At 62.5% G+C, this 23,729-nt stretch carries 18 protein-coding genes; 9 read left to right on the top strand and 9 right to left on the bottom strand.

From position 1 onward, the window contains the following. Nucleotides 1-430: 430 nt before the first annotated feature. Entirely contained in the window at nt 431-1,501 is a 1,071-nt protein-coding gene (locus tag D0550_RS29515; protein ID WP_206606613.1) for an acyltransferase family protein, read from the top strand. Here D0550_RS29515 and metH read toward each other — a convergent pair. The 9 genes from metH to gatC all read right to left on the bottom strand — a co-directional run bounded on the left by metH (nt 1,468) and on the right by gatC (nt 14,610). Next, the gene (metH, locus tag D0550_RS29510) at nt 1,468-5,190 is read right to left on the bottom strand and encodes a methionine synthase (protein ID WP_116812780.1); all 3,723 of its coding nucleotides are present in this window, start codon (nt 5,188-5,190) and stop codon (nt 1,468-1,470) included. The two genes, D0550_RS29515 and metH, sit on opposite strands and share 34 nt — an antisense overlap. A gap of 12 nt (nt 5,191-5,202) precedes the next feature. Then, nucleotides 5,203-6,123, bottom strand: a complete 921-nt coding sequence (gene metF, locus D0550_RS29505) for a methylenetetrahydrofolate reductase (protein WP_116812779.1) — start codon at nt 6,121-6,123, stop codon at nt 5,203-5,205. Between the two features lie 34 nt (nt 6,124-6,157). Then, nucleotides 6,158-7,069 carry an ArsR/SmtB family transcription factor gene (locus tag D0550_RS29500; protein WP_116812778.1) on the bottom strand — a complete coding sequence of 304 codons (912 nt, stop codon included), beginning with the start codon at nt 7,067-7,069 and terminating at the stop codon, nt 6,158-6,160. A 173-nt stretch (nt 7,070-7,242) separates the two neighbouring features. Next, nucleotides 7,243-8,283, bottom strand: coding sequence for a zinc-dependent alcohol dehydrogenase family protein (locus D0550_RS29495; RefSeq protein ID WP_116812777.1), 1,041 nt, complete (start codon nt 8,281-8,283; stop codon nt 7,243-7,245). A 71-nt stretch (nt 8,284-8,354) separates the two neighbouring features. Further along, nucleotides 8,355-10,211, bottom strand: coding sequence for a hypothetical protein (locus D0550_RS29490; RefSeq protein ID WP_153067412.1), 1,857 nt, complete (start codon nt 10,209-10,211; stop codon nt 8,355-8,357). A gap of 143 nt (nt 10,212-10,354) precedes the next feature. Continuing rightward, on the bottom strand, nt 10,355-11,329 hold the full coding sequence (hslO, locus tag D0550_RS29485; protein WP_206606612.1) for an Hsp33 family molecular chaperone HslO: 975 nt from the start codon (nt 11,327-11,329) through the stop codon (nt 10,355-10,357). A 64-nt stretch (nt 11,330-11,393) separates the two neighbouring features. Beyond that, nucleotides 11,394-12,845, bottom strand: a complete 1,452-nt coding sequence (gene gatB / locus D0550_RS29480) for an Asp-tRNA(Asn)/Glu-tRNA(Gln) amidotransferase subunit GatB (protein ID WP_116812774.1) — start codon at nt 12,843-12,845, stop codon at nt 11,394-11,396. Next, nucleotides 12,845-14,299, bottom strand: coding sequence for an Asp-tRNA(Asn)/Glu-tRNA(Gln) amidotransferase subunit GatA (gatA, locus tag D0550_RS29475; protein WP_116812785.1), 1,455 nt, complete (start codon nt 14,297-14,299; stop codon nt 12,845-12,847). Before gatA ends, gatB begins: the two co-directional genes overlap by 1 nt. A 20-nt stretch (nt 14,300-14,319) precedes the next feature. Next, the gene (gatC, locus tag D0550_RS29470) at nt 14,320-14,610 is read right to left on the bottom strand and encodes an Asp-tRNA(Asn)/Glu-tRNA(Gln) amidotransferase subunit GatC (RefSeq protein WP_116812773.1); all 291 of its coding nucleotides are present in this window, start codon (nt 14,608-14,610) and stop codon (nt 14,320-14,322) included. Nucleotides 14,611-14,847: 237 nt separating this feature from the next. Between gatC and D0550_RS29465 the strand changes: the two genes are divergently transcribed. The 8 genes from D0550_RS29465 to D0550_RS29430 all read left to right on the top strand — a co-directional run bounded on the left by D0550_RS29465 (nt 14,848) and on the right by D0550_RS29430 (nt 23,729). Next, nucleotides 14,848-15,891 carry a rod shape-determining protein gene (locus D0550_RS29465; protein WP_116812772.1) on the top strand — a complete coding sequence of 348 codons (1,044 nt, stop codon included), beginning with the start codon at nt 14,848-14,850 and terminating at the stop codon, nt 15,889-15,891. Nucleotides 15,892-15,934: 43 nt separating this feature from the next. Next, nucleotides 15,935-16,912: a rod shape-determining protein MreC gene (gene mreC / locus D0550_RS29460; protein ID WP_116812771.1), complete on the top strand. Its 978-nt coding sequence runs from the start codon at nt 15,935-15,937 to the stop codon at nt 16,910-16,912. Between the two features lie 40 nt (nt 16,913-16,952). After that, nucleotides 16,953-17,432, top strand: a complete 480-nt coding sequence (gene mreD / locus D0550_RS29455) for a rod shape-determining protein MreD (RefSeq protein WP_161966122.1) — start codon at nt 16,953-16,955, stop codon at nt 17,430-17,432. Nucleotides 17,433-17,475: 43 nt separating this feature from the next. Continuing rightward, a complete protein-coding gene (gene mrdA, locus D0550_RS29450) occupies nt 17,476-19,434 on the top strand; it encodes a penicillin-binding protein 2 (protein ID WP_116812769.1) in 1,959 nt (652 codons plus the stop codon). Then, complete coding sequence (gene rodA, locus D0550_RS29445; RefSeq protein ID WP_116812768.1) at nt 19,431-20,573, top strand: rod shape-determining protein RodA; 1,143 nt, start codon at nt 19,431-19,433, stop codon at nt 20,571-20,573. Before mrdA ends, rodA begins: the two co-directional genes overlap by 4 nt. A 2-nt stretch (nt 20,574-20,575) precedes the next feature. Continuing rightward, nucleotides 20,576-21,553, top strand: a complete 978-nt coding sequence (gene mltB / locus D0550_RS29440; RefSeq protein ID WP_206606611.1) for a lytic murein transglycosylase B — start codon at nt 20,576-20,578, stop codon at nt 21,551-21,553. Then, nucleotides 21,550-22,371, top strand: a complete 822-nt coding sequence (locus D0550_RS29435) for a septal ring lytic transglycosylase RlpA family protein (RefSeq protein WP_116812767.1) — start codon at nt 21,550-21,552, stop codon at nt 22,369-22,371. Before mltB ends, D0550_RS29435 begins: the two co-directional genes overlap by 4 nt. Nucleotides 22,372-22,493: 122 nt before the next feature. Then, nucleotides 22,494-23,729 carry a D-alanyl-D-alanine carboxypeptidase family protein gene (locus D0550_RS29430; protein ID WP_116812766.1) on the top strand — a complete coding sequence of 412 codons (1,236 nt, stop codon included), beginning with the start codon at nt 22,494-22,496 and terminating at the stop codon, nt 23,727-23,729.

The following is a 23,729-nucleotide window of genomic DNA, read 5'->3' as shown; positions in this document are numbered from 1 at the left end:
GGCTCGGAGATGTGTATAAGAGACAGGCCCTGAAATCGCCTGAGAAATCGGCCTGCGGCTGTGCGGCCGCCGCTGTTATGACCGGCGGGGCATTGTACCTGCCCTGCTGCCCCACAGCACTGCTATGCAGATCTGGCGGGCCACGGCAATTGCGCAAATTGCGTGAAACCCTGGATTTCACAGCGAGGCGCCCTGCTCACTGCGTTCTGCGGCAGCCGCGCCGCCAGCCGCGCTCACAGCACGAGTGTCGGATGGGGCTACAGTCCGTTTTGAAAAAGTTGCAGTGCAGCGTTCAGGTTAGGTACAAACCGCACAAAACAGCAAAAACAAATTCATAAGAACACGGCGGGACGGGACGGACATCTTGTTGCACTGGCTGAGGGAAAGCTTCGAACTGGCGCGTGGCGGAAGTGCCCATAACGTCAGGCCCATGGAGGGCCTGCGTGGCTTGGCCGTACTGCTGGTGTTCCTGGTTCATTACGAATCGCTGCTCGAGCCGTGGATCGCAGCAGATGCGTCGCTTGGCGTCGTCGCCGGGGCATTGCGCATCATCGGCAATAGCGGCGTCGATCTGTTCTTCGTGCTCAGCGGCTACCTGATCTACGGCTCGCTGCTGACGCGCCAGCAATCCTTCCTGCACTTCTTCACGCGACGGCTGCAGCGAATCTATCCCGCGTTTACAGCTGTATTCGCACTGTATGTCGCTTTGTCATTCCTGTTGCCCTCGGAGAACAAGATTCCCAAGGACGGTGCGGCGCTGTATCTGCTGGAAAACTATCTGCTGCTGCCGGGCCTGTTGCCGATCCAGCCCATGATCACCGTGGCGTGGTCGTTGAGCTATGAAATGTTCTACTACCTGGCGCTGCCCGTCTTCATGGCGGCACTCAAGCTGCGCGATCGTACGGTCACGTGGCGCCTGATTTTTTTCCTGTCGATGACAGTGGTTCTCGCCGCGTCCCTGGGGATGGCGGGCGGACCGATCCGGCTGCTCATGTTCGTCTCTGGAATCGTGCTGCACGAAGTGATGAGTCACAGCAAGCTGCGCATTTCCGGCAGCGCCGGGCTGACGGCGCTTCTCATTGGCCTCGCCGCGATGCTGTTGCCGGTCGGCGGCCGGTTCGGCGAGGCCTGCCAAATCCTGATTCTATTCGTCGCGTTCCTGGTTTTTTGCCTGGCCTGTTTCCGCACGCCGCAAGCGTGGCTGCCGTCGGCATTCTCTTGGACGCCGCTGCGATGGCTGGGAAATATGAGCTACTCGTACTACCTGCTGCACGGGCTCGCGCTGAAAGGCGGCTTCATGGCGATCGGCCTGGTGCTGCCACCGACGGGTCAGCAATCCGAGTTGCACTGGCTGCTGCTGATACCGATGCTGCTGCTCACGCTGATTTCATCAGCAGTGCTGTTTCTGGTGATCGAGCAGCCGTTCTCACTGGCGCCGCGCAGGAGCCGCGGCGCCGTGGATCTGCCTCAGGCCGCGTCCGCGTCCGAATCGGGGTCGTAACCCAGGTTCGGCGACAACCAGCGCTGCGCTTCCTCCAACGAGAGCTTCTTGCGCGCGGCGTAGTTCTGCACCTGATCGACATCGATCTTGCCGACCGCAAAGTAATGCGAGCCCGGATGCGAGAAATACCAGCCGCTCACCGCCGCTGTCGGATACATCGCAAACGACTCGGTGAGCTTGATGCCCGCGTTCGCGACCGGATCCAGTAGCTGCCACAACGTCGCCTTCTCGGTGTGATCCGGGCAGGCCGGATAGCCCGGCGCCGGACGAATGCCGCGATACTCTTCCTTGATCAGCTGATCGTTGGTGAAGCGCTCTTCGGGCGCATAGCCCCAGAACTCGCGACGCACGCGCTCATGCATGCGCTCGGCAAACGCTTCAGCGAAGCGGTCCGCCAACGCCTTGAGCATGATGCTCGAATAGTCGTCGTGCGCTTTCTCGAATCGTTCCAGATGCGGCTCGATGCCGATGCCGCCCGTCACAGCGAACGCGCCAATGTAATCGCGGCGGCCAGAGGACTTCGGCGCGATGTAATCCGCCAGAGCATCGTGCGACTGACCCGTCGGCTTGCCCTTCTGCTGACGCAGGAAGTGCAGCTTCGTGAGCACGCGAGTCCGTGACTCGTCCGTGTAGATTTCAACGTCGTCGTCGTCGACGCTGTTCGCCGGGAACAAACCGAATACGCCGCGCGCGGTGAGCCAGCGCTCACGCACGACCTGTTTCAACATGCGCCGGGCATCTGCGTACAAGTTGCTGACCTGCTCGCCGACGACAGGGTCGGTGAGAATGTCAGGGAACTTCCCGCCGAACTCCCACGCATTGAAGAATGGCATCCAGTCGATGTAGCGCGTCAGATCTTCCAGCGAGAAGTCGTCGAACGTGCGGATGCCGAGGAACTTCGGCACTGGCGGCACATACGAATCCCAACCGCCGTTGAATTTGTTCGCTCGCGCCTGCGCGATCGTCAGCTGCGGCGCTTTGATTTTCTTGCCCGCGTGCTGTTCGCGACGAACCGCATGCTCCGCCTTGGTCTTCTCGACGAACTCACGACGCAGCGCTGCCGTGACCAACTGCTGACAAACGCCGACCGACCGCGACGCGTCCTTCACGTAGACGACCGGACCTTGGTACTGCGGATCGATCTTCACCGAGGTATGCGCCGGCGACGTGGTCGCGCCACCGATCAGCAGCGGCTGACTGAACCCTTGACGCTGCATCTCGCGCGCGACATGCACCATCTCGTCCAGCGACGGCGTAATCAGGCCCGACAGACCGATCATGTCCGCATTCTCGCGGCGTGCGGTCTCCAGGATGCGCTCTGCCGGGACCATCACACCGAGGTCGATGACCTCGAAGTTGTTGCACTGGAGCACGACGCCGACGATGTTCTTGCCGATGTCGTGCACGTCGCCCTTCACTGTGGCCATGATGATCTTGCCGTTCGACTTGGCGACCTGGCCCGAGCGCGCCTTCTCCTCCTCGATGAACGGAATCAGATGCGCGACCGCCTTCTTCATGACACGCGCCGACTTCACGACCTGCGGCAAAAACATCTTGCCGCTGCCGAACAGATCGCCGACCACGTTCATGCCGTCCATCAGCGGGCCTTCGATGACGTGCAGCGGCCGCTCGGCCTGCTGACGCGCCTCTTCGGTGTCGACGGTAATGAACTCGTCGATGCCCTTGACCAGCGCGTGCTCGAGCCGCTTTTCGACCGGCAGACTGCGCCACGCCAGGTCCTCGGCCTTCTTCGCGCCGACTTCACCCTTGAAGCGCGCGGCGATTTCCAGCAGACGCTCGGTCGCATCCGGCCGGCGATTCAAAATCACATCCTCGACGCGCTCGCGCAGCTCGGAGTTGATGTCCTCGTAGATCGCCAGCTGACCGGCGTTGACGATGCCCATCGTCATGCCGTTCTTGATGGCGTGATACAGGAAGACCGAGTGCATGGCCTCGCGCACCGGATCGTTGCCGCGGAACGAGAAGGAGACGTTGCTCACGCCGCCGCTGATATGGGCGTGCGGGCAAGTCCTCCTGATCTCGGCGGTCGCTTCGATGAAGTCCACGGAATAGTTGTTGTGCTCTTCGATGCCGGTCGCCACCGCGAAGATGTTCGGATCGAAGATGATGTCTTCAGCCGGGAAGCCGACCTGCTCGGTGAGAATGCGATACGAGCGCTGACAGATTTTTTCCACCTTGCGCTTGACGGTGTCGGCCTGGCCGGTCTCGTCGAACGCCATCACGACGACGGCGGCACCGTATGCACGCACTTTCTTCGCGTGCTCGATGAACGCCGCCTCGCCTTCCTTCAAGCTGATGGAATTGACGATGCCCTTGCCCTGGATGCGCTTCAGGCCCGCCTCGATGACCGACCACTTGGACGAGTCGATCATGATGGGCACGCGCGAGATGTCCGGCTCGGACGCAATCAGATTCAGGAAGCGCACCATCGCGGCTTCCGAATCCAGCATGCCTTCGTCCATGTTGATGTCGATGACCTGCGCGCCGCTCGCCACCTGCTGACGCGCGATGTCGAGCGCGGCGTTGTAGTCGTCCGCTTCGATCAGCTTGCGGAACTTCGCCGAGCCCGTGACGTTGGTGCGCTCACCGACGTTGACGAACAAGCTGTCGGGGCCGATGTTGCACGGCTCGAGACCCGACAGGCGAGCACGCTTCTCCAGCACCGGGGGCTTGCGCGGCTTGACGCCTTCGACGGCCTCACGAATGTGCTTGATGTGGTCGGGAGTGGTGCCGCAGCAACCGCCGACGATGTTCACGAAACCGCTGGTTGCGAACTCTTTGACGAGCTCGGCGGTCTCGCATGCATGCTCGTCGTACTCACCGAAAGCATTCGGCAAGCCGGCGTTCGGATACGCACTGACGTAGCAATCGGCGATGCGCGACATCTCTTCGATGTACGGACGCAGCTGCTTGGCGCCGAGCGCGCAGTTCAAGCCGACCGCCAGCGGCCTGGCGTGACTCACCGAGTTCCAGAACGCTTCGGTGGTTTGACCCGAGAGCGTACGACCCGACGCGTCGGTGATGGTGCCGGAAATGATGATGGGGATATCGATCCCCGCCTCATCGATCGCGTGGCGCGCCGCGTAGATCGCAGCCTTCGCGTTGAGTGTATCGAAGATGGTCTCGATCAGCAGAATATCGACGCCGGCTTCGATCAACGCCCGCGCGCCGATCAGATAGGTGTCCGACAGCTGGTCGAAATCGATGTTGCGGAACGCCGGGTCATTGACGTTCGGAGACAGCGACGCCGTGCGATTGGTTGGCCCCAGCGCGCCCGCGACGAATTTCACTTCGCCGGTCTTCGCGAAGTATTCATCCGCCGCTGCGCGCGCCACTGTGGCACCGGCGAGATTGATCTCGCGCACCAGATGTTCCATCTGGTAATCGGCCTGCGACGAATAATTCGCGGTGAACGTATTCGTCTCGACGATATCCGCGCCCGACTCCATGTACTTGGTGTGAATGGCCTTGATGATTTCCGGCCGCGTCAGCACCAGGACATCGCTGTTGCCTTTCAGATCGCACGGCCAGTCCTTGAAGCGCTCGCCGCGATAGTCGGCTTCAGTGAGCTTGTAACCCTGAATCATGGTGCCCATGCCGCCGTCGAGCATCACGATGCGCTCGGTCAGCAGGCGACGTAGAGTGGCAATTCGTTCAGTGCGATTCATGTTCTTGCTTCCTTAACCCACCGCCGCCTGCGCCAACACCGGCCGTACGCCGAGCGCATGACAAATGGCATAGCTCAGCTCGGCACGATTCAACGTGTAGAAGTGGAATTCCTCGACACCGTGCTTCTGCAGCTCCTGCACCTGTTCGATCGCCACCGCGGCCGCGATCAAACGGCGCGTATCCGCGTCATCGTCGAGACCGTCGAAGCGATCGCTCAACCAACCGGGCACGCTCGCGCCACAGCGCTGGGCCATGCGCAACATCTGCGGGAAGCGCGTGATGGGCAGAATGCCCGGCACGATGCTGGCTTTGATCCCGGACGCCGCGCACTGGTCGCGAAACTTCAGAAACAATCCCGTATCGAAAAAGAACTGGGTGATGGCGCGATCCGCACCGGCATCGATCTTCGCCTTGAGATTGGTCAGTTCGAACTCCGCACTCGGTGATTCCGGATGCGGCTCCGGATAGGTGGCGACGGAGATCTCGAAGTTGGCGACCGACTTCAGCCCCTTCACCAGATCGACGGCATATGCGAACCCCTGCGGATGCGGGACGTACTTCGTCGTGCCCTGCGGCGGATCACCGCGCAACGCCACGATGTGACGAATGCCGCTGGCCCAGTAGTCACGGGCGATATCCAAAATCTCTTCGCGGGGCGCACCGATGCAGGTCAGATGCGGAGCTGCAGTCAGCGCGGTGTTCTTCTGAACTTTCGTAACGATGTTGTGGGTACGCGCGCGGGTTGAGCCGTCGGCGCCATAAGTCACGGACACGAAGCGAGGCTGCAGCGGCGCGAGGCGCTCGACTGACTCCCACAACGTCTTTTCCATCGTTTCGTCCTTCGGCGGGAAGAACTCGAACGACACCGTGGGTCGGCCACGCAGTTTGCTCAGGCCGTTGCCGATTTGATCCTTGAGCTGCTCGACTGACATCTTGTTCTTCCTCGAAATGACTGGTGGCGCGGCCTCAGGCCGCCGCCGTGCTGCGTGCCACGCGCCTGCCAACAGCCACCAGCAGATGACCTGCTTCGGTGTCCACAGGACGCACACGGGAAACGTCCAACCCTGCCTTGGCGAACCATTCGCGCAGAGTGGAGATGGGATTCGCGGCAGACGTCGAACTCAGCGAGTCGAAGTCTTCGATGATTACGGCGCGACCGCCGTGCTTGAGTGTTCGTGCGATTTCGGCGAGGGCTACGAGCGGACGCTCCGCTCCCGCCAGCACTCGTTCGGCGACGACGGTATCGAACAGCGGCGCTGCGAACGGCAGGTCGTACATATCGCCCCGCTGCAGCTCGCAGTGGCTCAGGCCCGCGCCGTGCACTTTGGTTCTCGCGAGGCGCAAGGCATCACTGGAAATGTCGACGCCGACCGCACGCGTCGCCTTGGCGCCGAGGAGCTGGAGCATGTGGCCCGAGCCCGTGCCGACATCCAGCAGCGCGCCGATCGGCTCGCTCGCCAGTTCTTCGAGGACGGTGGCATCGACCACATCGGAGGTCTTCTCGAGCGATTCCTCGACGGCGAGGTGGCCCGCCGCGCGGCGACCGCGCTCTGCAATGACTTCCTCCATACGGCGCCGGTCGCGGCGGAGGACGTCATCCTCTTCATCCACCAGCGCCAGCAGCTGCCACACGGTATCTCGCGCCTCACCGGACGCCGGCGCGCGGTAGTACACCCACAGCTGCTCGCGAAATCGATCCAACAGCCCGGCGTCACAGAGCAGCTTGAGATGCCGTGAAACGCGTGGCTGGCTCTGGCCGATCACCTCGCAGATCTCGCCTACCGTCAGCTCCGCGCGCGCCAATAGCGCAAGCAGCCGCAGCCGAGTGGGCTCGGCAGCAGCTCGCAACGCAGATACGGCGGACAGGAAGCTCGGCATATCAGTGTCGGCGACTTAAGGATATAAAGATATCTTTATATGGACGGCCAGCACTATACGCGAGGCAAGGGTCAGGTGTCACGGCCGGCTCCCCGAGCTGTGCGGTAGCTCACGACCGCAGGAGTCGTAATCCATTGTCTAGCAACGAATTACCCGACTGCCGGCGGTTCTGGTCAGTGATTGAAGTCGTTGATTACGGTGATGCCTGGGCCGCGAAAGCTGTCCATGGCGGCCAGCTCGGCGGGGGCTGCGGTCAGGGAGATGGTCTTCTCGACCATGAGCTGGGGCTTCACTCGATCCGTGAGGATCAGGTCGAGCATGGCCCCATAGCGATGGGCCTGCATGCCGTGGCTGCCCATGACCTGCAGTTCCTTGGCGATGACCAAGCCCATTGGCACCGGCGGATCGGCGTGAGCGCCGAGCATCAGGCCCACTTGAACATGGCGACCTTGCGGTCGCAGGCAGGCGATCGAGTTGTAGCAAGTGACGCGGCTGCCGAGCGCATCCATCGAGACGTGGGCGCCACCGCGCGTGTGCTCGAGGATCGCGGCTCTCACATCTGTCGTCGCCAGCACGCCGACTTCAGCGCCGAGGCGCTTGGCAAAGTCGAGCTTCGCCTGGTCGATATCGACCGCGATCACGCGCGCGCCCATGGCATTCGCGATCATGATCGCCGACAAGCCCACGCCTCCGCAGCCATGAATCGCCACCCACTCGCCGGGCTGCACGCGAGCCTGATCGACGATGGCTCTGAATGACGTCGCGAATCGGCAGCCCAGGCTGGCTGCGGTAACGAAGTCGATAGATTCTGGAAGGCCGACGAGATTGATGTCCGCGTAGTCGATGGCCACGAATTCCGCGAACGAGCCCCACGCAGTGAATCCCGGTTGAAACTGCGAGGCGCAGATCTGCTGCTGACCTTGCGCGCATTGCTCACAGCGGCCGCAGCCACTGACGAATGGCACGGTGATTCGATCGCCCACTTTGAAGCGGGTGACATTCGCGCCGACGGCGGCAACGACACCGGCGAGCTCGTGACCGGGCACATGAGGGAGGCGGACGTCCGCGTCGTGCCCCATCCAGCCGTGCCAGTCGCTGCGACAAATGCCGGACGCAGCCACACGAATGACCACCCCGCCACGCGAGGGCGTGGGATCGGGAACATCGACGCACTGAAGCGGGCCGCCAAACTCGGAAAACAAAACCGCCTTCACGACTCAACCTCGCACCTGCCGCTCCAGATTGGAACGGATGCGCGACACTTTACGCTACTGCCGCGCCCCTCTCAGTAATCGATCGAGCGAGCGCACAGCACCGGTTGATTGAAACTCTTGGCCAGGTTGCTCTCATTCCAGTCATCGTAAGGGGTTACGGCCCACGCGAAAGTGTCCGGAGCCAATGCGTACTCCGTGGAGCTCCAGATAGGACTGGGCATGCTGTAAGCCGGATTGAATCCCAGTACCAGCAGGTTGTCGTAGATGTTCGGCGTACCCGCCGGACAGCCCGCGAAGCCAAGGGCGTTCGTCAGCTGACAGACCGCGGGCAGATACCAAGTACCCGTAGGGACGCCGCCAGCCGTGCTCGACAGGCACGAGTCCGCGGCGGGCGAGCCGGCACTCGACAGTAAAGCAGTGTTTGCAGCGCCATCAGTCAGACTATCGGCGCCAGTCATGGCATGGACCAATGCCCAACGTCCGCTGCCTCGATAGGCCGAATCGATCACGGTGGCGGTGCTGACCGAATCGACGGAGAACACCGAAAACCCGCCGATCGTAAAGGCCAGCGCCACTTGCGGCGGCGACGAAACGTTCGATGCAGCGATCTCGATGCCACCTTGGGCGATGTAGGGCGCCGTCGACGAGAACACCAGATTGCAAGAGGTGCCCGGTGACAGAGCAACGCAATCCGAAGCGTCCTGGGTCACTGCGGTCCAGCCCGACGGCAGCGTCGCCGCAACGTTGCTGGCTATAACGGAACCCGTGTTAGTCACCTGCAGCGTGCCAGTACCCGATCCAACGGGGATGCTCGCGCGCGCCGCGACGGAGATCGTCGTCTGAATGTACGCGCACGTTACGCCCACGTTCGTAACGTTGCTCGCGCCCATAACGCCGCTGTCGTTGACGATCACACACGTTTGCCCGACCGGGTGCGCCTGCACCGTCGCGTTATAAATGCCTCCCTGCGCGACCGGCGTAGAGAACGTGAAGCTGCCGTTGCTGCTGATCACGATCATGTCCGCGCCATTGTTCTGTAGCGCGACCGTGCCGGAGAGACCGGACACCGTGCCGCCCACAGTGTACGTGTTGGTCGAACAAGTGATCGTCACGCTCACCACGTTGCTCGCACCCACGATGCCACCGCCGTTGCCGACCGTGCAGGTTTGCCCGGCCGGCTGCGATTGAATCGACACGTTATAGGAACTGCCCCACGCCATCGCGGTGGCAAAATCGAACGGGCCATCGCTGCTGATCGTGCGAGTATCGGCGCCGTTGTTTTGCACGACCACGCTGCCGATGAGGCCCGAGACGGAACCGCCCACAGTGGCCGTGTTGACGGAACAGACGACATCGACCGTCGCAACATCCGCCGTGCCCATTGTCCCGGAGCCATTGCTGATGGAGCAGGTCTGAGCGGCGGGCTGGCTGTGGACGCTGACCGAATACGCTGCACCTTCGGCCATCGGCGTAGCAAACGAGAACGGACCGTCGGTGCTGGTCGTGTAAGTTTCGCCGCCGTTGATCAGAGTCAGCGAGCCAATGAGACCCGTGACCGAGCCGCCGACGAGATGCGTGTTCGGTTGGCAGCTGACAGCGACATTGGTCACATTCGACGCGCCGACGGTGCCATTGCCGTTCGCTACTGTGCAGGTCGCACCAGCGGGTTGAGTGCGCACACTGACTGCGTACGGCCCGCCAACGCGCGTGGGCGTCGGAAAAGAGAATGCACCGTTGGTCGAAACAGCGATGACTTCGGTGCCGTTCTGCAGTTCGACGGTTCCTGACAGACCGGCGACGACGCCGCCGACCGTTCGAGAAAGCCCGTCGATCGTGTTGCCGAGCCGGGCCGCAATACTGGAATCGTCGTTACAACCCCCCAGCCCCACCGCCACCAGACACGCGAACCAAGCACCGGATATACGCACTTCGATCTCTGATCATGAAACTGACCAGACATTGTCCGTAAGCGCGGTGCAACGTTATGTGACGCAACCTGAAGGTTGTTGCCGCGATGCGAGAGACCGATTGTTCTTGACGCCAGCGAGTGTGACCGTCTTCACGAAAACGATCAGTGCCGCCGATCAGGCGCGTCGGTGGTCGGCGTGGCCGCACCGGCGAACAGCTGCTCGATGTCGACCGAATCGAACCGATACGCTCTGTTGCAGAAGTCACAACGCACTTCGACGTGCCCCTGCTCCGCCAGCACCGAGCGCACTTCTTCCGGTCCCAGCGCTTTGAGCATGCCGACGACCCGCTCGCGAGAGCAGCGGCACCTGAAGAACACCGGCGCCGATTCGAACAACCGCACATCGTCTTCGGCGAACAAACGACGCAGGATGTTTCGATCGCTCAGCGTCTGCAGCTCTTCCGGCTTCAACGTGTCACCGAGCAATTGCACTCGATTCCACGCGTCATCGACCTCGGCTCGATTCATTTCGTGCGCGCGCGAACCGGCAATGCGCGACTTCACCGAGTCACCCGACAATCGCTGCAACAGCAACCCCGACGCGCCGTTCTCATCCGCATGCAGCCACAATCTCGTCGGCAGCTGCTCGGACGTCTCGAAATAGTTGCGCAGGCAACCTGACAGCCGCTCGCCATCCAGCGGCACGATGCCTTGATAGCGCTGCGACAAGTCTTCGTTCTCGACCGTGACCGTGAGGCTGCCCTCGCCGGACAGCGACGCCAGATCGGGTCGATACTCGGCTTCCTTGTAGCGCGCCACCGCTCGCACGCCCAATGTATCCGAGCATTGGGCCAGCATCAGATGCATGGGCCCCTGCCCCTTGAGCTGCAGGCTCAGCGTGCCCTCGAACTTCAACGTGGCCGCCAGCAGCACCGAAGCGGCAACCGCCTCGCCCAGCGTGTCACGAATGACCGACGGATACTCGCGATGCTCCAGCAACGCGCGCCACGATGCGTCCAGATGGACGATGTGGCCGCGAATCGGATAGTGCTCGAACAGGAATCTGTGCAGGCAATCGCGATCGTGCATGAGAGGTGTAACGGCCGGGGTGACAGGAAGGCGGATGATGTTACTCATCCGCCGTTACATTAGCCCGCGAGCTGCTTTTTCAACAGGGCCAGTTGCGCCCCAATTCGCCCATTCAACCCGCCAGCTTCCTCTTCAACAAATCGTTGACCTGGGCCGGGTTGGCCTTGCCGCCGGTGACCTTCATCACCTGACCGACAAAGAAGCCGAACAGCTTGTCCTTGCCGGAGCGATAGTCGGCCAGCTGCTTGGGATTGGCCGCCATGACCTCGTCGATGGTCTTTTCGATGGCGCCCGTGTCAGTGATTTGCTTCAGCCCCTTGGCTTCGATGATGGCGTCGGCATCCTGACCCTCGGCCCACATCGCCTCGAACACTTCCTTGGCGATCTTGCCCGAGATGGTCTCGTCGGCAATGCGCGCCAACAAGCCCGCGAGCCGCTCCGCGTTGATGCGCGTCTGCGTGATCTCGACGCCATCCTTGTTGAGCGCCGCCGACAGCTCGCCCATCGTCCAGTTGGCGGCGAGCTTCTCGTTGCCTTCGAGATTCTTCGACTTCAGCGCGGCGAGCACGCCTTCGTAGTAATCGCCCATCTCGCGGCTTGCGGTCAGCACACCGGCGTCGTACGCGGACAGACCGAACTTCTCGATGTAGCGCGCCGCCTTCTGATCCGGCAACTCCGGCAGCGTGGTGCGCACGCTCTCGATGAAATCCCGCTCGATCACCACCGGCAGCAGGTCCGGATCCGGGAAGTAACGATAGTCGTTGGCCTCTTCCTTGGAGCGCAGCGAGCGCGTCTCGCCCTTGTCCGGATCGAACAGACGGGTCTCCTGCACGATCTTGCCGCCGGACTCGATCACTTCGATCTGGCGCGCCACTTCGTAGTTGATGGCCTTTTCGATGTAACGGAACGAGTTCAGGTTCTTGATCTCGCAACGCGTGCCGAACTTCTCCTGGCCCACCGGGCGCACCGAGACGTTGGCATCGCAGCGGAACGAGCCTTCCTGCATGTTGCCGTCGCAGATCTCCAGATAGCGCACCAGCGTATGGATCTTCTTCAGATACGCGACCGCTTCCTTGGCCGAGCGCATGTCGGGCTCGGAAACGATTTCCAGCAGCGGCGTGCCGGCGCGATTCAAGTCGATGCCCGAGGCGCCCTGAAAGTCTTCGTGCAGCGACTTGCCCGCGTCCTCTTCGAGATGCGCGCGCGTGATGCCGACGACCTTGACCGTGCCGTCCTCGAGCAGGATCTGCATCGTGCCCTTCTCGACCACCGGCTTCTCGTACTGACTGATCTGATAGCCCTTCGGCAGGTCGGGATAGAAGTAATTCTTGCGCGCGAAGATGGAACGCGGCGAGATCTGCGCGCCGACCGCGAGACCGAACTTCACAGCCATGCGCACTGCTTCGCGATTCAACACCGGCAGCACGCCGGGATAGCCCAGATCGACCAGGTTCGCTTGTGCGTTCGGCGCGGCGCCGAACGCGGTGGCGGCACTGGAAAAGATCTTGCTGCGCGTTGCCAGCTGCGCGTGAATTTCCAAACCGATGACGGTTTCCCAGCTCATCATTCGTAACCTTTAGGAATGTCCCGGTGCCACAGCGTTTCGTTCTGATAGCCGTGCGCGACGTTGAGCAATTTGGCCTCGGCGAAGTGCGGACCGATGATCTGCAATCCGACCGGAAGACCACCCACGGCACCGCAAGGAATCGACAGGGCCGGCAGGCCCGCGAGATTGGCACCGATGGTGTAGATGTCGTTCAAGTACATGGTGATGGGATCGTCGACCTTGGCGCCGATGTCGAACGCCGGCGTCGGCGAGGTAGGACCCATCAACACGTCCACTTGCTGGAAGGCACGCGCGAAATCGTCGGTGATCAAACGGCGAATCTTCTGCGCGCGCAGGTAATACGCATCGTAGTAACCGGCCGAGAGCACATACGTACCGGTCATGATGCGACGCTTGACCTCGGCCCCGAAGCCCTCGCCTCGCGAGCGCTTGTACAAGTCGACCAGGTCCTTGGGATTCTCACAGCGATAACCGAAACGCACGCCGTCGAAGCGCGACAGGTTCGACGAGCACTCCGCCGGCGCGACCACATAATAGGTGGGCACCGACAGCGGCAGGTTCGGCAAGCTCACTTCGACGAGCTTCGCGCCGAGCCGCTCGTACACCTGCAGCGCCTCGCGGATCAGCTTGGCAGTGGATTCTTCCAGGCCGCCTTCGAAGAACTCCTTGAGCAGGCCGATCTTCAAGCCGGCAAGCGGCTGATCGAGGGCCGCGACGTAGTCGGGCACTGGCGTGTCGACGCTCGTCGAATCGCGCGGATCGAAACCCGCCATGTCACGCAATACCAGCGCCGCATCTTTGGCGGTGTAGGTCAACGTGCCGGCCTGATCGAGGCTGGAAGCGAATGCGATCATCCCGTAGCGAGATACGCGCCCATAAGTGGGTTTCAACCCGGTCAACCCGGTGAGGGCGGCGGGCTGGCGAATCGAGCCACCCGTGTCAGTGGCGGTTGCCACCGGCGCGAGTCGAGCGGCCACCGCCGCGGCCGAGCCGCCCGACGAGCCGCCCGGCACTTTCTTCAGGTCCCACGGGTTCTTCACCGGCCCGTAGAAGCTGGTCTCGTTGGAGGAGCCCATCGCGAACTCATCCATGTTCGCTTTGCCCAGCATGACGACGCCAGATTGCGACAGCTTCTCGACGATGGTGGCGTCGTAAGGCGCGACGAAGTTGGACAGCATGCGCGAGCCGCAGGTGGTCAATACACCGTCGGTGCAGAAGATATCTTTGTGAACCAGCGGCATGCCGGCCAGCGCACCGGCCTCTCCCGAGGCCAGCTGCTCGTCGGCGCGGTGCGCCGCGACCAGCGCCTGCTCGGCAGTTACGGTAATCAACGCATTCAGCGTCGGGTTCAAGCGCTCGATTCGCGCCAGAAAATGCTTGGTGAGCTCGACACTGGAAAAGCGGCGCGCCCGCAATCCCTCGTTCAGCTCGGCCAAGGTCAGATGATGCAGTTCAGTCATGGGTCGGTCGCTTATTCAATGACTTTGGGCACGAGATACAGATCCGCTTCGACGCGCGGGGCGTTGCGCTGATATTTGGCGTGCTGGTCGTTGTCCAGCACTTCATCCGGCCGCATGCGCTGCACCTGATCGGCGAGCGGATGCGCCATCGGCTCGACCGACGCGGTATCCGCGGCGTTGAGCTGCGCAACGAAGTCGAAGATCTTCGACAGGCTGTCCACGTACACCGGCAACTGTTCCTCGGTAAGCGCGAGGCGCGCCAGGTGCGCGATGTTTTTCACATCGTGATCGGTAAGACTCATGGCCGAAAGTTTCCGCTGGAATATCTGGAAAGAATTTGCATCAGTGAGACCCCACACCCACCGCAGCATCAGGCGGAGGCGCAATGAGGAGCCGAAAAGACCGCAAAAATCCCTGGAAAAATGCGGGCTAATCATACACCTGAAAGCTTGTGCTATGTGAAACCCGTTGCTAGAGTACCGCAACTTTTTTGCCCCCCTTCCCTCGCGCCTCGACCCGTCGCTCGACGCACAACAACCATGTTCAAAAACCTCCGCGGGTATTTTTCCAACGACCTGTCGATCGATCTGGGGACTGCGAATACCCTCATTTACGTGCGCGGCAAAGGCATCGTGCTGAACGAGCCTTCGGTAGTCGCGATCCGTGAAGAGCCGGGTCGCGCCGGCAAGAAAATCGAAGCCGTCGGTCAGGAAGCGAAGAACATGCTGGGTCGCACGCCCGGCCACATCACCGCCATCCGCCCGATGAAAGACGGCGTAATCGCCGACTTCACCGTCACCGAGAAGATGCTGCAGTACTTCATCGAGAAGGTGCACGGTAATCGTCTGATGCGTCCCAGCCCACGCGTGCTGATCTGCGTGCCGTACGGCTCCACGCAAGTGGAACGTCGCGCCATTCAGGAGTCGGCCGAAGGCGCCGGCGCCCGCTGGGTGCGACTGATCGAAGAGCCGATGGCCGCCGCAGTCGGCGCCGGTCTGCCGGTGCACGAAGCCCGCGGCTCGATGGTGCTCGACATCGGTGGCGGCACTTCCGAAGTCGCGGTCATTTCGCTCAACGGCATCGTGTACGCATCGTCGGTGCGCATCGGCGGCGACCGCTTCGATGACGCCATCATCAATTACGTACGCCGTAACTACGGCATCCTGATCGGCGAAGCCACCGCCGAGAAGATCAAGATCGAGATCGGCTCGGCCTATCCTGGCCAGCAGGTCAACGAGATTTCCGTGAAGGGCCGCAACCTTTCCGAAGGCGTGCCGCGCAGCTTCACACTCAATTCGAACGAAATCCTCGAAGCGTTGCAGGAACCGCTGGCCGGCATCGTCGGCGCGGTGAAGGTCGCGCTCGAGCAGACGCCGCCCGAGCTGGGCGCGGACGTGGCCGAGCGCGGCATCGTGCTCACCGGCGGTGGCGCACTGCTGCGTGACATCGACAAGCTGCTGATGGAAGAAACCGGCCTGCCGGTGGTGGTCTCCGAAGATCCGCTCACCTGCGTGGCCCGCGGCGGCGGCCGCATGCTGGAGCTGATCGACGAGCACGGCCCCGCGCTATTCAATCTGGAATAGCCCTTCCGGCGAACTGACAGAGGGTTCGCCTGCGCATAACTAAATGGTCACGCTGAGCTCCGATAGCCGGAACATCATTGGCCGAGGCCCGCCGCTCGGCGCCGGGTTGTTTTTTCTCGGCCTGGTCTCGGTCGGCATCATGATGCTCGACCATCGCGGCAACTATCTGGAAACCGTGCGCGAATGGCTGGGCGCCGCGGCCTCGCCGGTTTATGCCGTCGTGCAGACGCCCGGCCAGGCCTGGGACTGGCTGACCGGCAGCTTCGCCGACCGCGAGCGCCTGCGCACCGAAAACGCCGACCTCTCCAAAGAGCTGAACGAAGCCCGCGTCAAACTGCTGCAGTTCGATTCCCTGCGTGAGGAGAACGTCCGGCTGCGGGCCGTGCGCGAAGCCTCGGCCGGCGTCGGCGGCCGGACCATGATCGCCGAGATCATGCGGGTCGATGTCGATCCATTCCGTCACCGGGTGCGAATCAACAAGGGCACCGACGACGGCGTGTTCAAGAATCAGCCGGTGCTGGACGCGTTCGGCATCTTCGGTCAGGTCGTTCAGGTGGACAAATACTCCTCGACGATCATCCTGATCAGCGACTCCGGGCACGCCATCCCGGTGCAGGTGAACCGCAATGGCATCCGCTCCATCGCGGTCGGCGCGGGCGATCTGAGCAAGCTCAGCCTGCCGTACATGACGGTGGAATCGGATGTGAAGGCCGACGACCTGCTGGTGTCCTCGGGCCTCGATGGCATTTTTCCGGCCGGATATCCGGTCGCCCGAGTCAGCAAAGTGGAGCGCAATCCGGCCGATACGTTCGCGCTGGTGGAAGCCAGGCCGCTGGCCCAGCTCGATCGCGATCGCGAAGTGCTGCTGCTGTGGGCGGATACGCCCGCGCCGGTCGAGCCGCCCGCGGACAAGCCCGCCAAGCCGGCGGCTACAGAATCGAAGCCTGCAGCCGACACAGCTACTGCGACGCCTGCGCCCGCGCCAGCCGCTCAGCCGCAGCCACAACCGCCCCAGGATTAAATGACGCCCTCCTCCTCAGCCAGGGCCCGGACGAACCATCGTGAGTGACGGTCGTATCAGTCGCCTGCGCGTCACCTTCACGGTGATCCTGGCGATCATTTTCGCGGTGTTGCCATTGCCCGAGCCGATCAACGCGGCGCGGCCCGATCTGCTGTTGTTGCTGGTGATTTACTGGTCACTGAGCGCGCCGCGCATCTCCGGTCTGTTGTTCGCCTGGTTCTGCGGGCTCGCCATCGACGTGCTCAAGGGCATCATCCTCGGGCAACACGCGCTGGCCTTTCTGGTCGTTGCGTATCTGACGCACAAGTTTCAGCTGCGTATCCGTATCTTTCCGCTGTCCCAGCAGACGCTCACCGTGTTTGCATTTCTGGCGCTGTATCAATTCATCGTGTTCTGGCTCGATGGCATCATCGGTCAGCCGGTCACGACCTGGATGCGCTGGCTGCCGGTGATCAGCGGCGCGATCCTGTGGCCCATCCTGGTCGCAACCCTGGATACCTGGAATCGGAGGAACCGGTAGCGCCTCGCGCCGGTCCCAAATGAGTCTTCACAGGCCCTAGCGCATGCCTCGCTCCGTCCGCATCAAAGATCATCACGCCGAAAGCCAGCTGTTCGAGCAGCGGGCGGTCATCGCGGCGGTGTTCATGGTCATCGCCATGGGGCTGGTGATTTCGCGCCTGGTGTGGCTGCAGGTGGTCAAGTACGACTACTTCGCCGCGCTGTCGCAAGGTAACCGGATCCGCATCGAGCCGATTCCGCCGAATCGCGGCCTGATCCTGGATCGCAACGGTCTGCCGCTCGCCACCAACGCGCCGTCCTATCAATTGGAATTGACCAAGGAGCAGGTCGCCGACATCGATGCGACCCTGCATGGCATCGCCGAGATCGGCCTGATCGACCAGGACAACATTCCGGCCATCAAGCGCGATCTGCGGGGCCGTCGCAGCTTCGATGCGGTGCCGATCAAGTTGCAGCTCACTGAGCTCGAGCTGGCACGGTTCGCGGCGCGCCGCCATCAGTTTCCGGGCGTCGAGATTCGCCCGCGTCTGACGCGCTACTACCCGCTCGCCGAAAGCAGCGTGCATGCCCTCGGCTACGTCGGCGCGATCAGTGAAGACGACAAGAAACGTCTGAACCTGGACGACTATGCCGGCACCACGCTCACCGGCAAGAACGGCGTCGAATACGCCTATGAAAGTCAGCTGCACGGCCGAGCAGGCTTCCAGCAACTGCTGGTGAATGCCCAGGGACGCAGTGTCGAGCGCATCGGTAACGAAGCGGCCAAGCTCGATCGCAAGGAGCCGGTCGCCGGCAACGATCTGATCCTGACCATCGACATGCGGGTGCAGCGGGCGGCGGAAGAGGCGTTGCGGGGCCAGCGCGCCTCGGCGGTGGCGATCGATCCGGCCAATGGCGACATCATCGCCTTCGTCAGCACGCCCGCGTTCGATCCGAACATGTTTGCTCGCGGCCTGACGCGACCCGAATACCTGGCGCTGACCGAAGATCCGGATCGACCCATGTTCGACCGCGTGATTCGCGGTGTGTATCCGCCGGGCTCGACGGTGAAGCCGATGATGGCCATGGCTGCGCTCGAATATGGCGTGGTCACCCCCGCGAACAGCGTTTTCTGTCGTGGCGCCTATCGTATGCCCGGCGTGAGCAGACCGTGGCGCGACTGGAAGCCCGGCGGCCACGGCCACGTGGACATGCGCAAGGCGATCGCGACTTCGTGCGACGTGTACTTCTATGACATCGCCAATCAGATGGGCGTGGATCGCATCCACAACTACCTGACGCAGTTCGGCATGGGCGCCATTACCGGCATCGATATTCCAGGCGAGAAGATCGGCCTGCTGCCGTCGACGGACTGGAAGAAAAAAGCGTTCCGCCGCAAGGAGGCGCAGATGTGGTTCCCCGGCGATACCATCAGTATCGGTATCGGCCAGGGCTACATGAACGCGACCCCGCTGCAGCTGGCCCATGCCACTGCGACCATCGCCGGCCGGGGTCAGCGCTTCAAGCCACGATTGGTGCGCGCCATTCGCAATGTGACGACGGGTCAGGTCGAGGAACTGCCGCCGTCGCAACTGCCCTCTCCGCATGTCAACGATCCAGCGGCTTGGGATGTCGCAGTCGGCGGTATGTTCGACGTCGCCAACGCGTCCTACGGTACCGCGCGTGGCGCGACTGCCAACGCGATGTACAAGATCGCGGGCAAGAGCGGCACGGCGCAGGTGTTCACGGTCGCGGCCAACGAAAAAATGCGGAAAGCCGGCGACCTCGCGGAGCATCTGCGTGACCACGCGTTGTTCATTGCCTTCGCACCCGTTGAAGAGCCGCGCATCGCGGTCGCAGTGGTGGTCGAAAACGCTCCGGGCGGCGGCTCGGCGTTCGCCGCACCGATCGCACGTCGCATTCTGGATACTTATCTGCTGACGCCCGAGCAGCTGGCGGAGCAGGACGCGAAACGCAAGCCGGCGCCGCCAGTCGCGACACCGCGTCGAGGAGAGACCGAATGAGCAGCCTGGACGCGGTCGATACCTCGCGCACTCAGCGCACATTGACCGGCACCGCACAGCTGCTGCTGGCGCTGCATCTGGACGGCCCACTGTTCATCGCGCTGTGTATGGTCGGTGCGATCGGCAGCATCGTGCTGTTCAGCGCCTCGGGCAGCAGTCTGGATATGCTCGAAGCGCAGCTGATGCGCTTCGCGCTCGGTCTGATCGCGATGATCATGCTCGCTCAGGTGCCGCCGCGGATCATCCGCAATGCCGCGCCGGTCGCCTGGGTGACCGGGCTGCTGCTGCTGCTCGCGGTGATGATCCAGGGCGATATTGCGATGGGCGCGCAGCGCTGGCTCGATCTCGGCTTCGTGCGCTTCCAGCCTTCCGAAATCATGAAGCTCGCCGTGCCACTGGCCTGTGCGTGGTTTCTGCATGAGCGTCCCCTGCCGCCGAGTTTCCCCACGCTGCTGGTGCTGGCGCTCGGCATCGGCATTCCGACCTTGATCATTGCCGAGCAACCCGACCTGGGCACGTCGCTGCTGGTCGCCGCCGGCGGCGGCATGGTCGTGCTGCTGGCTGGCCTGCAGATCAAATACATTCTGTCCGTGGTCAGTCTGTTGGTCCCCGTGGCCATCGGCGCGTGGCATTTCTTGCTACACGACTATCAAAAGCAACGAGTGCTCACCTTCCTCGATCCGCAAAACGATCCGCTCGGCTCGGGCTATCACATCATCCAGTCGCAGATCGCGATCGGCTCGGGCGGCGTGTTCGGCAAGGGCTATCTCAACGGCAGCCAGGCGCAGCTGGAATTCCTGCCGGAGCGCTCGACGGATTTCATTTTCGCCGTGGTCGGCGAGGAATGGGGCCTGATCGGCCTCGTAACCATCATTCTGTTGTTCATGTTCGTCATCGGTCGCGCTCTGTATCTGGCCGCGACTGCACACGACACGTTCTCGCGGCTCGCCTCGGGCAGCCTGGCGCTGACGTTCTGCGTGTATGTTTTCGTCAATACCGGCATGGTCACCGGCCTGCTGCCAGTGGTGGGTGTGCCGCTGCCTTTCGTCAGCTACGGCGGTACTGCGATGGTGACCCTCATGGCCGGTTTCGGTATTCTCATGTCCTTGTGCGCGAAGCGGAAATTGGTGAGCCGTTGAGATTGAATCTGCTGTCCCTGACGCCCCTGCTCCTGTCCGCTGTCGCGTTGCCTGCGCTGGCCTTCGACACCAAGCGCCCTGAAGTCCGCACCTTCATCGACACCATGACCCGCGAGCACGGCTTCGAGAAAGCCAAGCTCGAGGCGCTGCTGAAGAGTGCCGAGACCAAACAACCGATTCTCGATGCCATCAGCCGGCCCGCCGAGCGCGTCGTGCCGTGGCATGAATATCGCGATCGTTTCCTCACCGAAAGGCGCATCAATCAAGGCGCCGACTTCTGGCTCGGCCACGGCGAGAAGCTCAAGCAGATCCCCGACCCGCAGCTGGCGGATATCGTCGTCGGCATCCTCGGCGTCGAGACTTCCTTCGGACGCATCACCGGGCGCTACAAAGTGCTCGATGCGCTGGTGACACTGGGCTTCGATTATCCGCCGCGTGGCGAGTTCTTCCTCGGCGAGCTGCGGGAATTCCTGTTGCTGTCGCGCGAGGAGAAAGTCGATCCAGCGACCGCGCTGGGCTCGTATGCAGGCGCCATGGGGGCGGCTCAGTTCATCTCCTCCAGCTATCGCAGATGGGCGGTAGACGGCGATGGCGACGGCCATCGCGATCTGTGGCACAGCTGGGACGACGTGGTCGGCTCGATCGCCAACTACCTGGTGCAGCACGGCTGGGTGAACGGCCAGCAGGTGGTCGTCGATGCGACCCTGAAGGACCCCGACCTGTCGCGATTCGACATCAAGTTGGCTTTGAACGAGACCGTGCAATCATTGCGCGACAAGGGCGTGAAGTTCGAGACCGAGCTGCCGCCGGGCACTCCTGCCATGCTGGTCGTCGGCCAGGGCAAGGACGGCCCGCTGTACCGCGTCGGCTTCAACAACTTCTATGTGATCACTCGGTACAACCGCAGTCCGATGTATGCCATGGCTGTACATGACCTGGGCGAGGCCATTCAGAACTTTATGAGGGATACCGAAAGATGAGGACGCGAGCGTGGCGATCCTCGACATCGAACTGGCTCCCTCTCACATTGGCATTGGTCGTCGCCGGCTGCTCGACGCCGTCCGTGATCCAGCCGCCCAAACATCCGCCGCTGCCGTCGCCCTCGCCCATTCCGGCGGATATAGACAGCATTCCTGATCCCGTGCCTCGCGCCGAGCCGAAATCGGCTCGTGGCAATCCAGCGTTCTACGACGTACTCGGCAAACGCTACTTCGTGCTCAACAGCGCCGACGGCTATGTCGAGCGCGGCGTGGCCTCGTGGTACGGCCCGGGCTTCCATGCCGCCAGCACCTCCAACGGCGAGCGTTACGACATGTACGCAATGACCGGAGCTCACAAGACGCTGCCGCTGCCGGCCTATGTTCAAGTCACCAACCTGAGCAATGGCAAACACGTGGTCGTGCGGCTGAACGATCGCGGCCCCTTCAAGGAAGGTCGCATCATCGACCTTTCTTACACCGCGGCCGCCAAGCTCGACATGCTCAAGGCTGGCACGGTATTCGTCGAAGTGCGCGCGCTCACGCCGATGGAAAAAAACGCGCCGCCACCAGCACCGGCCGCCACGTCGGATTTGTATGTTCAGGCAGGCGCGTTCGCCACCGAAGCCAACGCCTCCAAGCTGCTCGGGCAGCTGCATTCCAAGGGGATCGACAACGCCTTCGTGCGTCAGGCTCAGGTAGAAGGCAAGACGCTGTACCGCGTGCACGTCGGTCCGATTCCGAGCGTCAATGAATTCGATAAAGTGGTGAAGCGGCTGCGCATGCTGGGCTTCCCCGACGCGCGCCTCGCCGCCAATTAATTTATAAGCGCGCGCGCCGTGCCCCGCGATCGCTGGGGCACGCGATTGCCACAATTCGCCTGCTTTTCGAGCGACGCGATGGGTAGAATCCGCCCCGCCTCGCCCTCCGCTCGAACGTCACCATGCCTGCAAGCAAGCCCGTCCCCCTGCTGAAACTCACCGCACCGCTGGCGCTCGCATTGTCGCTGGCCGCTTGTTCAGATTCCAACGCACCGGCCATCGAGCGGGCCGTCGCGGCGCCGCTGTCCGATGCCACAGCAGGCACCACCGCCCCTGGCCTCATGCCGCCGCCGATCCCAGCGCCGCCGCAAGTGCAGGCTCGCGGTTTCATCCTGCTGGATTACGCCAGCGGCCAGACACTCGCCGCCAGCAATGAGAACGAGCGCCTGGAGCCCGCCAGCCTCACCAAGCTGATGTCGGCTTATGCGGTGTTTCATGCGCTCAAGGATGGCCGCATCAAAATGACGGACATGGTGACGATCAGCGCCTACGCGCGCTCGCAGGATGGCTCGCGCATGTTCGTCGACGTGGGCACGCAGGTCAGCGTGGAGAATCTGATTCAAGGCATGATCGTGCAGTCGGGCAACGATGCGACCGTGGCGCTCGCCGAGCACGTCGCCGGTAGCGAGCCGGTGTTCGTCGATCTGATGAATCAATATGCGCAGCAGCTCGGCATGACGAGCACGCACTTCCAGAACAGCCCGGGCATGCCCAGCCCCGAGCACTACACGACGGCTCGCGACATCGCCGTCCTGTCGCGTGCGCTGATCAAGGAGTATCCGGACTACTACAAGTTTTATTCGCAGCGCCAGTTCACCTGGAACAAGATCACGCAGCCGAATCGTAACGGTCTGCTGGACCGCGATCCGAGCGTCGACGGTCTGAAGACCGGTCACACCGGATCGGCCGGTTACTGCCTCGTCTCCTCCGCGCGCCGTGACAGCATGCGTCTCGTGTCGGTCGTGCTGGGCTCGCCGACGGTGCGTGCGCGTGAAGATGCCAGCTCCGCACTGCTCAACTATGGCTTCAATTTCTATCAGACACGTCCGCTGTACGCGAACAAGTCGCCAGTGATGACGGTCAAGGTCTGGAAGGGTGAAGCGAATGAAGTACCGCTCAGCGTCGTCGACGACGTCTACGTCACCATTCCTCGTGGCCAGGAAAAGCTGCTGTCCGCCGCTGCCGATGTACCGGATCCATTGCTTGCACCGCTGTCGCCCGGCAATGCTGCCGGCCAGCTGCGCATTACCTTGGGTGACAAGGTCATTGGCACGTACCCGCTGCATCCGACCACCGAAGTGCCGCAGGCTGGTATCTTTGGCCGACTGGTCGACAACGTGAAACTCTGGATGAACTGA

Source organism: Steroidobacter cummioxidans, assembly GCF_003104955.1.
This window is presented reverse-complemented; position numbering and strand designations above follow the sequence as displayed.